Raw genomic sequence first — 10,425 nt, 5'->3', positions numbered from 1 at the left:
CTGACGGGGAGTCTAGGGGATGCCCTACGGACCTCCTGTGCCCAGGCGGGCCCAGTCGCAGCAGCGCTGGCTGGTCACCGCTTCGGCGAGCCCCGGCACCATCGGCCGGCGCTCCCGCACCGCCTGCGACCACCAGCCCAGCAGCCGCCGCACCGGGGCGATGCGGCCGTCCTCCCAGGTGCGGCCATAGGCCAGGGCGGGATCGGCCGGGACGGGGCGCAGGGCCTCGCCCGGCCGGGCCATCCACAGCTGCATGCCGTGCACGTAGTCGGCCTGGTTGCTGGAGCCCAGCACCAGGGTGGCCTCGCTGCCGTAGAGCTCGATCCAGTAGCCCCGCCCCGCCCGGGCCACCGAGGAGAGGGTGAGCTGGGCGGGAACGGACCGGCCCCGGTGGTCCGCCAGGTCGAGCTGGATCAGGGCGATGTCCTCGGCATCCACCCGTCCCATGGCGCCGGAGCCGGGGATGGGCCGCTCGCCGATGGCAGTGCTCAGCCGGGCGCTGAGGCCGCGGCTGGGGCCGATCAGCCAGTGCAAGGTGTCGAAGGCGTGGGTGCCGAGGGCCCCGAGCACGCCGCCGCCGGTGGCCACCTGGGAGTACCAGCTCCAGGGGCGGCTCGGATCGGCGCGACTGCTCATCAGCCAGTCGAACGTCACCAGCCAGGGATCCCCCAGCACCCCCTGGGCGACCAGGGCCGCCAGCTGCTGGACATGGGGCACGGCCCGGTACTCAAAGTCGACCGCCACCACCAGGCCCCGTTCGATGGCGAGGCGCTGCAGCGCCTCCACCTGATCGGCCTTCAGCGCCACCGGCTTCTCCAGGAACAGGTGCTTGCCGGCCTCCAGGGCCGCCCGGGCCAGGGCGAACCGGGGCTCCGGCGGCGTGGCGATCACCACCGCCTCCACGGCCGGTTCGGCCAGCAGGGCATCGAAGTCGTCGAAGGCGGGCAGATCGGCCGCCTGCCCGGCGGCGGCGGCCCGCTCCGGCCGGGGATGCCAGAGGGCCACCGGCTCGGTGCCGGGGGCGTCCCTCAGGGCCGCCAGGATCACCTTCTCGCCGAAGCCGAGGCCGGCGACGGCGACCCCCAGGGGCGCCTCAGGCCGTCGCATCGCTCTCCCGGCTCAGGCGGGCGGCAGCGCAGGCGGCATGCAGCACCCGGATCGTGAGGTTGTCGCCGGCGGCCGGCTGCCAGGCGGCGCCCCAGCGGGGCAGGCCGTTGACGGCGGTGTCGCGGTAGAGCTCCTCGTCGCAGTCGAGCTGCATCACGTACAGCTGGCCGACTGGGGGACGGGCGTCCTCGGGCGCATCGGCGGTGGCGGCGGGCTGGAAACGGCTCAGCACCGAGAGGCGGCCCTCGCGATCGAAGCGGAGGCTGCCGGAGTCCCACCACTGGCGGCCCTCAGGGCCGGCCTCCACTTCCTGCCAGTCGACCGGACCGGCCCAGCCGGCGTCGGGAGCGGCCAGCCAGAGGCCGAGCACGATCAGCGCAGCCAGCAGCCGGCCCACAGCACGTCTCATGGCGCGACCGCCAGGGGTGTGCGCACGCTGCCGTGCAGGCGCAGCAGGGTGGCCAGGGTGCCGCGCAGCTCGGGCCTGGGCACGATCGTGTCCACGAAACCGTGGTCCTGGAGGTACTCGGCGGTCTGGAAACCCTCGGGCAGCTTTTCGCCCAGGGTCTGCTCGATCACCCGACGGCCGGCGAAGGCGATCATCGCCTTGGGCTCCGCCAGGATCAGGTCGCCCAGCATGGCGAAGCTGGCGGTGACCCCGCCGGTGGTGGGGTGGGTGAGCAGGGGCAGGTAGAGCAGTTCGGCGCTGCGGTGGCGCTGCAGGGCACCGGACACCTTGGCCATCTGCATCAGGCTGAGCATTCCCTCCTGCATGCGGGCGCCGCCGGAGGCACAGACGATCAGCAACGGGTAGCGGCGGGCGGTGGCCAGCTCGATGAGCCTGGTGAGCTTCTCGCCCACCACCGAGCCCATCGAACCGCCCATGAAACGGAAATCCATCACCCCCAGGGCCAGGGGCATGCCCTCCAGACGGCAGAGGCCGGTGACCACCGCATCCCGCAGGCCCGTGGCCCGCTGGGTGTCCCGCAGCCGGTCGGCGTAGCTGCGGCGGTCCTTGAAGGCGAGGGGATCGGTGGGGGCCAGATCGGCATCGATCGGCTCGAAGCTGCCCTCGTCGGCGATCAGGCGGATGCGCTCGGCGCTGTCGATGCGGTGATGGTGGCCGCAGCCCTTGCAGACGCTGGCATTGGCGATCAGATCCTTGCGGTACACCACCAGGCCGCATTCGGCGCACTTGCTCCAGAGGCCATCACCTTCGTCGGCTTCAGGCCCCTTGCTGGCCCGCACGGCCGGGGCGTTCTTGCGGCGATCGGCGAACCAGTCGAACAGGGACATGGGGCGACGGAAGCAAGGGTGACGGCTGACCAGTCATTAAAGACCCAGGCCCCAAAGGCGCAGCCAGGGGGCGTGGCCACCGATCCAGACGGCCAGGGCACCGGCGGCGAGAAAGGGGCCGAAGGGGAAGGGCTGCTGGCGGCCGAGCCGACCGGTGAGCCGGGCCAGCCCGCCGATCAACGCGCCACCAAGAACCGACAGGCTGACGGCCAGGCCCAGGCCCAGCGGTCCGAGCCAGGCCCCCATCAGGGCGGCCAGCTTGGCGTCCCCCAGCCCCAGGGCCGGCCGGCCCATCGCCTTTTCGGCCAGGGCACTGAGGGCCTCGAAGCCCAGCAGGCCGGCGGCCACCGCCAGCAGGTGGGAGAAGAGCAGGGTGCGGCCAACCTCGGCCCCCTGCTGGAAGCCGACGGCGGCCGTGACCGCCAGGCCCAGAAGCACCCCCCAGCGGCAGAGGGGTTCCGGCAGCCACAGGCTGTCGAGGTCGATCAGGGCCAGGGGCAGCAACCAGCTGGCCAACAGCCACCCAGCCGCGAGCAGCAGCCAGGGGCTGGGATCAGGCCCCATGGCCGCCGGGCGGGCGAACAGCATCGCCACCCAGAGGCCGGCGGTGAGCAGCTCGACCAGGGGGTACCGAACGGGGATGGCGGCGTGGCAATGGCGGCAGCGGCCACGCAGCAGCAGCCAGCTGAGCAGGGGCAGGTTCTCGAACCAGGCCAGGGAGGTGCCACAGCGGGGGCAATGGCTGCCGGGGAACACCAGCGACTCCTCCCGCGGCAACCGCCACACCACCACGTTCAGGAAGCTGCCGATGCAGGCGCCGGACAGGGCCACGAACGGGGCCAGCAGGGACAGCGGCAGCGCGGGCGGCAGGAGAGGGGCTGGGGTCATGGCAAAGGGCGGCTGGTGCCCCCCCGGGGGCTGCGGCCCCGGCCCGAGCGGGGACGCAGCAGATCCATCGGCACGAACTGCTCATCAGGCAGGAGGATCGGCGCCTCGAACACCACCCGTCCCTGGGGGCCGGCGCCGAGAAGCACCACACCCAGGGGCTCAGGGGCGGTGGGGCAGGACTCCAGAAAACGGAAATAGACGTGGCGCCCGTGGCGCAGCAGCTCGGCGCTGTTGATGCGGTCGAGGCGCAGGGAGCCCTGGGACGGGGTCGCCGAGGACTCCCCGCCCCGGATCTGGAAGGAGGGACTCCCGGATCCGGACGGGGTGATGGTGGGGGGCTGGGCGGTGATGGGATTCACCGATTCCTTTCGGGAGATCTTAGGGCCGAAAGGAAGATCAAGCGGTGGATCTTCAGCTGAGTTTCTTCTGCTCCTCGATCATCTTGTGGATGATCGGAGTGAGGATGATCTCCATCGCGAAGCCCATCTTGCCGCCGTTCACCACGATGCTGGTGGGGCTGGACATGAAGGAACCGTTGATCATGCGCAGCAGGTAGGAGAAGTCGATGCCCCACTTCTCCCTGGCGCCCTTGCGGAAGTGAATGATGACGAAGCTCTCATCCGGGGTGGGGATGTTGCGGCAGATGAACGGGTTGGAGGTGTCCACCGTGGGCACCCGCTGGAAGTTGATGTCGGTGAGGCTGAACTGGGGGCAGATGTGGTTGATGTAGTCCGGCATCCGGCGCAGGATCGTGTCGACGATCGCTTCGGCCGAGTAGCCCCGCTCGGCGTTGTCGCGGGAGATCTTCTGGATCCACTCCAGGTTGGCGATCGGCACCACGCCGATCAGGAGATCCACCAGGCTGGCCACGTCGTAGCCGTCGCCCACCACACCGCCGTGCAGGCCCTCATAGAAGAGGAGCTGGGTGCCGGAGGGGATGGGTTCCCAGGGGGTGAACTGGCCGGGCTCCAGGCTGGTGCCGAGGCGGGCGTTGTGCTCCGCGGCCTCCTCCACCGAGTGGAGGTAGTAGCGGCGGTCGCCGCCGCCGGTTTCGCTGTAGGTGCGGAACAGCTCCTCGAGCTTGTCGAAGATGTTGGCCTCGGGGCCGAAGTGGGAGAAGTTCTCGCCACGGGCCTGGGCCTCGGCCATCGCCTGCTTCATCGGGCCGCGCTCGAAGCGGTGAAAGCTGTCGCCTTCCACCACCGCCGGGATGATGCCCTCGCGGGAGAAGATGTGCTCGAAGGCCCGTTTGACGGTGCTGGTTCCCGCTCCCGAGGAGCCGGTGACTGCCACGACCGGGTGACGCTTCGACATCGACGCAGGGGGGTTCAGAGGCTGTGAGTTTGGCAGGTCGCCGGTCCGCGCCCCCTGCGGCCTTCACCGGAGGGGCGTTCAGGCCGGCAGGGCCGCCAGCAGCTGCTCGCCCATCGCCTGGCAGCCCACCCGGGTGCAGCCTTCGCCCATGAGCAGGTCGCCGGTGCGGAAGCCGGCGGCCAGCACCCGGTCGACGGCGGTCTCGAGGTCGGCTGCGGCGGCCTCCTGCTGCAGGCCCACCCGCAGCAGCATGGCGGCCGACAGCACCATGGCGATGGGGTTGGCCTTGTCCTGGCCGGCGATGTCGGGGGCGGAGCCATGCACCGGCTCGAACAGGCCCGGGCCGCCTGAGCCGAGGGAGGCCGAGGGGAGCATGCCGATCGAGCCGGTGAGCATGGCGGCCTCATCCGAGAGGATGTCGCCGAAGAGGTTGCCGGTGAGCAGCACGTCGAACTGGCGCGGCTCGCGCACCAACTGCATGGCGGCGTTGTCGACGTACATGTGGCTGAGCTCGACGGCGGGGAACTCGGCGTGGATCGCGTCCACCCGGTCACGCCAGAGCTGGCTGACATCGAGCACGTTGGCCTTGTCGACCGAGCAGAGCCGGCTACGGCGGGCCGCCGCCAGGCGGAAGCCCACCCGGGCGATCCGGTCGACCTCGTGGTCGCTGTAGACCATGGTGTTGAAAGCACGCACGCCGCCATCCACCGCGATGCGCCCCTTGGGGGTGCCGAAGTAGATGCCGCCGATGAGTTCGCGCACCACCAGCAGATCCACCCCTGCGATCACCTCGGGGCGCAGGCTGCTGGCACCGGCCAGGGCCGGGATGATCTTGACGGGCCGCAGGTTGGCGAACAGCCCCAGGCCGGAGCGCAGGGCCAGCAGGCCGCTCTCGGGGCGCTGCTCCCGGGGCAGGGCATCGAAGCGAGGGGCGCCGATGGCGGCGAGCAGCACCGCATCGGAAGCCCGGCAGGCCTCCAGGGTGATGGCGGGCAGGGGCTCTCCGGTGGCGTCGATGGCAGCGCCGCCGACGGGCTGGGGATCGAAGTGGAGGCTGAAGCCATGGCGGGCGCTCACCGCCTCCAGCAGGGTGCGGGCCACCGCGGTGATCTCCGGACCGATGCCGTCCCCCGCGAGCAGGGTGATCCTGTAGCTGGTCATCGCGAGGGGGGGCCGCTCAGCAGGCGAGGCTACTTCTGCAGCTGCCGCAGGGTGCGGGCCATCTCGGGCAGCTTGTTGAAGACGGCGGAGCAGCGCAGCCAGAGGCGGTTGGGGATGGCGGGGTAGCCGCTGACCACCTCGCCGGCGGCGATCTCACCGTGGATGCCCGACTTGGAGGAGGCGATGGCACGGTCGCCGATGACAGCCCGGTTAGCGACGCCCACCTGGCCGGCGAGGATGACGCCGTTGCCGAGCACGGCGCCGCCGGCGATGCCCACCTGGGCGGCCAGGGCACAGCCCTTGCCCGTCACCACGCCATGGCCGACATGAACGAGGTTGTCGATCTTGGTGCCGGCACCGATGCGGGTCTCCCCGACGGCGGGACGATCGATGGTGGAGCCGCAGCCCACCTCGACGCCGTCTTCGAGCACCACCCGGCCGGTCTGGGGCATCTTCACCCAGCCCGAAGCGGTGGGCACGAAACCGAAACCCTCGGCGCCGATCACCGCCTGGGACTGGACCACGCACCCCGCCCCCAGGCGGCTGCCGGGATGGAGCACGGCGTTGGCGTGGATCTCGCAGCCCTGGCCCAGCTGCACATCTTCATAGAGAACGACGCCGGGATGGAGCACGCAGCCTGCGGCCACGACGCTGCCGGCACCGATCACCCCATGGGCGCCCACATGCACATCGGCGGCCACAGCCGCGCTGGGATCGACCACGGCGCTGGGGTGGATCCCCGGGGGCCTCGGGGTGGGCGGATGCAGGGCGGCGAGGGCTTCGGCGAAGCCGAGCCGGGGGTTGGCGAGGGCCACCCAGGCCAGGCCGCGCTCGCTGGCCAGCTGCTGGATCTCTTCGTCAAGGGGCAACAGCAGGGCGGCGGCGCCGCTGGCGGAGAGGGCGGCCGCCAGGGCGTTGCCGGGTTCAAGGAAGGCCAGCTGGCCGGGGCCGGCGCGATCCAGCGCTTCGGCGCCCGTGATCTCCGGATCCCCCGCCAGGTGCCGCGGACTGCCGTCCTGCACGGCGCCGATCCGGGTGAGCAGGCTGCTGAAGCGCATTCCCCAGGGGGCGGACGGCCCGGATCGTAGGCCCCACTCAGGTGGACGGATCCAGCAGCTCCTGCAAGGGCACGAAGCGGTAGCCGCGTCGGCGCAGGTCGGGAACGATTCGGCGCAGGGTTTCCAGGGTGCGGCCGCTCAGGGCCGGGGTGTCATGCAGCACCAGGATCCCGCCGGGGTGGGCATTGAGGCGCACGAACAGCCGCACGAACCAGAGGGGCGGCTGCAGGGTGTCCCAGGGGAAGACCGAACCCAGCACCAGGCGGTAGGAGCGGGCCGCGAGGGCGTCGAGCATGGGCCGGTGGAAGCGGCCGCCACCGGGCCGGAACCAGCGCCAGCGAAGGGTGGCGGGGGCGGCGGCCCGGGCGATGGCCCGTTCGGTGTCGGCCAGCTGCTGCTGGAACAGCGGCGGCGGCAGGGAAACGGAGGGCTCGTCGCGCCAGAGGTGGTTGCCGATGGCATGCCCCTGCTGCAGGGCGCGGCGGGCGAAGCGGTGGTCGCGCTCCAGGTGGGTGCCGATCAGGAAGAAAGTGGCCGGCACCTGCAGCTCCCCCAGCAGGGCCAGCAGGGCCTCCGAACCGGGGCCACTGGGGCCGTCGTCGATGGTGAGGGCCAGCCGTTTCTGCCGGCCCCGGCCGCACCACACCACCTCCGGGCACAACGGCACCAGCAGCAGACGGATCAGCAGCGAGGGCAGCAGCACCACCAGCACCACCACGTCCATCAGCAGCACCAGGGCCAGAACGGACAGGAACAGGATCATGGGCGGGAGCGGCCTCAAGAACGATGACACCGACGCCTGGCCGTGGCCCGGTGGCGTCAGGGCTGGCTAGGGCGGGGGTCGGTTCCCTGCGTCTCCGCGCCACCATGACCGCCCCGAAAAAAGCCGCCGCCGCCGGCAGCGCCAGCACCCCAAGCGCCCGGGGACAGGCCCGAACGGTGATCTACTGCCACGGGATCTCCAACATGCCCCCCGAGGGGGTGCTGCGCTCGGAGTGGGACCGGGCCCTATTCGGCGCCGACCAGGGGGAGCGCACCCGCATGGCGTACTGGGTCGACCGGGAGCGCTACCCGGAGACGGCGGGCTTCTCCACCCGGGCGATCGGTGACGACCGGGCGACGCTGCAGCCGGGCTCGGAGGCGCTGCTGGCCGCATCGATCCAGGACAGCGACGCACCGGCGGAGTCGCAGGCGTTCGTGGACGCGCTGACGGCCCAGCTGGAGGCGGCCGCCCAGACGGCGGCCCAGCGGGGGGCGCCGATGGGGGGGCCGGCGACGCTCTCGGTGGAAGCGAAGGGGCTGTGGAGCCCGGTGACGGCGATGTTCACCAAGGCGTTCATGGCGGATGTGAACGATTTCCTGTTCAACAAGACAAAGCGCGAACGGATGGTGCAGACGGTGAAGGACCGGATCAGCACCGGCGGCGGTCCCTTCGTGGTGGTGGGCCACAGCCAGGGGAGCATGGTGACCTACCAGGCGCTGATGGAGCTGGGCGCCGCCTTGGAGGTGGATCTCTATGTGACGATCGGCTCACCGCTGGGGCTGCCCCAGGTGACGGACGTGCTGCAGAAATGGCACGGCAAGAAGCTGCCGATCCCGGCCGGTGTGAAGCGCTGGGTGAACATCGCCCAGGACGGCGACATCGTCTGCCTCGACCAGACCCTGGCCGACGAATACAGCGCCGCCGGCAAGCCGAAGATCGTCGATGAACGGGTGATGGGGGTGGTGTGGCCGCCCAGCAAGGCCCATTCCGCCAGCCGCTATCTGTCGCGCCAGTCGACCCAGGAGACGGTGATGACGGCGCTGGACCGCTCCCGCTTCCAGCCCGTGAGTCCGATGACGGTGGCCCGCAGCCTGGCCGATGCGCTGGATGTGGAGGCCACGGCCCGGGTGCCGGTGCTGATCGAGCTGGCGGATCGCTCCGCGGGGGCAGGCGAGGGGGGCGATTCACTGCAGAAGGCGCGGGAGTCGGTGGTGGAATGGATCCGGTCGCATGTGCTGCAGGGTCCGATCACCGCCGAGACGGTGTTCCTGGAGGACCAGCTGGATCGCTACGTGGCGGTGAACCTGACCCGCGCCGAAGTGGAGACGCTGGCGGGAGCGATGAGCCGCCAGTACGGCGCCACCTCGCCGGCGGTGTACCGGATGTTCAGCAACAGCCGCAAGAAGGCGTTGATGCACGATTCGATCCACACGGTGCAGGCCCGCACCGCCCAGCTGGGCTACAACGCCTGCGGCCAGGGCATCACCTGGGCCGTCCTGGACACCGGCATCGACCGGCATCACCCCCACTTCCACAACCCAAGCTTCGCCCCGGACGGAACAATCGCCGCCGAATGGGACTGCACCGCGCGGGGGCCGGTGCAGAAGGGCAGCGGCAACGATGCCAACGGCCACGGCACCCATGTGGCCGGGATCATCGCCGGCGGGCTGCTGTCGGTGGGCGGCCCTGGCGGTCCCGACCTGCTGGCGATGGCGCCCCGGACCCGGATCGTGAGCTACAAGGTGCTGGCCGACAACGGCGGTGGCTACGACGCCTGGATCATCAAGGCGATCGACCACATCTGGAAGCAGAACCAGGAGGGACGGCGCCTGGCGATCCAGGGGGTGAACCTGAGCCTGGGGGGACCGTTCGATCCGGCCAGCTTCGGCTGCGGCGATTCACCGCTGTGCGCCTCCCTGCTGCGGCTGGTGCGCCAGGGGGTGCTGGTGGTTCTGGCGGCCGGCAACGAGGGCAGCGGCGACATCGTGGTGGACGGCTTCAGCGCCACCCGCTCGTTTGATCTGTCGATCGGCGATCCGGCCAACCTCGATGAGGCGATCGCCGTGGGGTCGGTGCACCCGACCCTGCCCCACCGCTACGGCACCTCCTACTTCTCCTCGCGGGGTCCCACCGCCGATGGCCGCCTCAAGCCCGACCTGGTGGGCCCGGGAGAGAAGATCCTGTCCTGTCGCAGCAGCAGCGACCCGAAACGCACCCCCAGCCGCGACAAGGGCAAGGAACTCGATGAGCTCTATGTGGCCCTGTCCGGCACCAGCATGGCGGCCCCCCACATCAGCGGACTGCTGGCCGCATTCCTCTCGGTGCGCAGCGAATTCATCGGCTACCCCGACCGGGTGAAACGCATCCTGCTGGAGCACTGCACCGACCTGCAACGGGACCGCTACCACCAGGGGGCAGGCCTGCCGAATCTGTCGAGGATGTTGCTGGAGACTTGAGGGGTCACGGGGCCGTGAACCACAGCTACGATCCTGCTGCAAAAGGATTGAGCACGTTTGCCCGTGGGGTTTTCAGCCATCGCTGCAGGTTGTTGGCTGGTGGTTCACGGAATGGGGAGGGCGTAAGGATGCGTTCACGGAAACCGCCTAAAAACAAGTTCGCTTGAGTAATTCCCAAGCTTCCTGAGCAACCAGGAATGATGAGGCTGGTGCAGAACGGAAGTAAAGTTTCATCTCCATTCGCGACGTGTGTTTCTTCTGTCCTAACTTTGGTGAAATCGCGAATCCTGATGTCAACCTGCCGAGCAAAAGGATGAACACAAAACAATCACTCACATCATCGGAAGCCAGCGACCCGCGATCTGCAAGAGGCCTTGCCAAA

The 10,425-nt window shown here is 70.2% G+C and carries 11 protein-coding genes; 1 reads left to right on the top strand and 10 read right to left on the bottom strand.

The window, feature by feature from the left end:
• Window positions 1-24: 24 nt before the first annotated feature.
• From KBZ04_RS09745 to KBZ04_RS09705, 9 genes are all read right to left on the bottom strand, one after another.
• Entirely contained in the window at window positions 25-1,107 is a 1,083-nt protein-coding gene (locus KBZ04_RS09745) for a Gfo/Idh/MocA family protein (RefSeq protein ID WP_254991748.1), read from the bottom strand.
• Window positions 1,094-1,516: a hypothetical protein gene (locus KBZ04_RS09740; protein ID WP_254991747.1), complete on the bottom strand. Its 423-nt coding sequence runs from the start codon at window positions 1,514-1,516 to the stop codon at window positions 1,094-1,096. The genes KBZ04_RS09745 and KBZ04_RS09740 overlap by 14 nt, the downstream gene beginning before the upstream one ends.
• Window positions 1,513-2,403: an acetyl-CoA carboxylase, carboxyltransferase subunit beta gene (gene accD, locus KBZ04_RS09735; RefSeq protein WP_254991746.1), complete on the bottom strand. Its 891-nt coding sequence runs from the start codon at window positions 2,401-2,403 to the stop codon at window positions 1,513-1,515. Before accD ends, KBZ04_RS09740 begins: the two co-directional genes overlap by 4 nt.
• 36 nt (window positions 2,404-2,439) lie before the next feature.
• A complete protein-coding gene (locus KBZ04_RS09730) occupies window positions 2,440-3,291 on the bottom strand; it encodes a prepilin peptidase (RefSeq protein WP_254991745.1) in 852 nt (283 codons plus the stop codon).
• Window positions 3,288-3,650, bottom strand: coding sequence for a hypothetical protein (locus tag KBZ04_RS09725; protein WP_254991744.1), 363 nt, complete (start codon window positions 3,648-3,650; stop codon window positions 3,288-3,290). Before KBZ04_RS09725 ends, KBZ04_RS09730 begins: the two co-directional genes overlap by 4 nt.
• Window positions 3,651-3,702: 52 nt before the next feature.
• Window positions 3,703-4,605 (bottom strand): phosphoribulokinase, encoded by a 903-nt coding sequence (locus KBZ04_RS09720; protein WP_254991743.1) that lies wholly within the window; start codon window positions 4,603-4,605, stop codon window positions 3,703-3,705.
• 78 nt (window positions 4,606-4,683) lie between these two features.
• Window positions 4,684-5,766 carry a 3-isopropylmalate dehydrogenase gene (gene leuB / locus KBZ04_RS09715; RefSeq protein WP_254991742.1) on the bottom strand — a complete coding sequence of 361 codons (1,083 nt, stop codon included), beginning with the start codon at window positions 5,764-5,766 and terminating at the stop codon, window positions 4,684-4,686.
• A gap of 29 nt (window positions 5,767-5,795) precedes the next feature.
• The gene (gene lpxD, locus KBZ04_RS09710) at window positions 5,796-6,824 is read right to left on the bottom strand and encodes a UDP-3-O-(3-hydroxymyristoyl)glucosamine N-acyltransferase (protein WP_254991741.1); all 1,029 of its coding nucleotides are present in this window, start codon (window positions 6,822-6,824) and stop codon (window positions 5,796-5,798) included.
• A 37-nt stretch (window positions 6,825-6,861) separates the two neighbouring features.
• Window positions 6,862-7,587 carry a polysaccharide deacetylase family protein gene (locus tag KBZ04_RS09705; protein WP_254991740.1) on the bottom strand — a complete coding sequence of 242 codons (726 nt, stop codon included), beginning with the start codon at window positions 7,585-7,587 and terminating at the stop codon, window positions 6,862-6,864.
• A gap of 104 nt (window positions 7,588-7,691) precedes the next feature.
• Between KBZ04_RS09705 and KBZ04_RS09700 the strand changes: the two genes are divergently transcribed.
• Window positions 7,692-10,043 (top strand): S8 family peptidase, encoded by a 2,352-nt coding sequence (locus KBZ04_RS09700; protein WP_254991739.1) that lies wholly within the window; start codon window positions 7,692-7,694, stop codon window positions 10,041-10,043.
• A gap of 147 nt (window positions 10,044-10,190) precedes the next feature.
• Here KBZ04_RS09700 and KBZ04_RS09695 read toward each other — a convergent pair.
• The coding region (locus KBZ04_RS09695) for a hypothetical protein (RefSeq protein WP_254991738.1) at window positions 10,191-10,425 on the bottom strand (235 nt) is incomplete at its 5' end.

It is taken from the genome of Cyanobium sp. N5-Cardenillas, assembly GCF_024345515.1.
Classification (GTDB): domain Bacteria; phylum Cyanobacteriota; class Cyanobacteriia; order PCC-6307; family Cyanobiaceae; genus Cyanobium.
The sequence above is the reverse complement of the archived record's forward strand: the minus strand, read 5'-3'. Positions and strand labels throughout refer to the sequence as shown.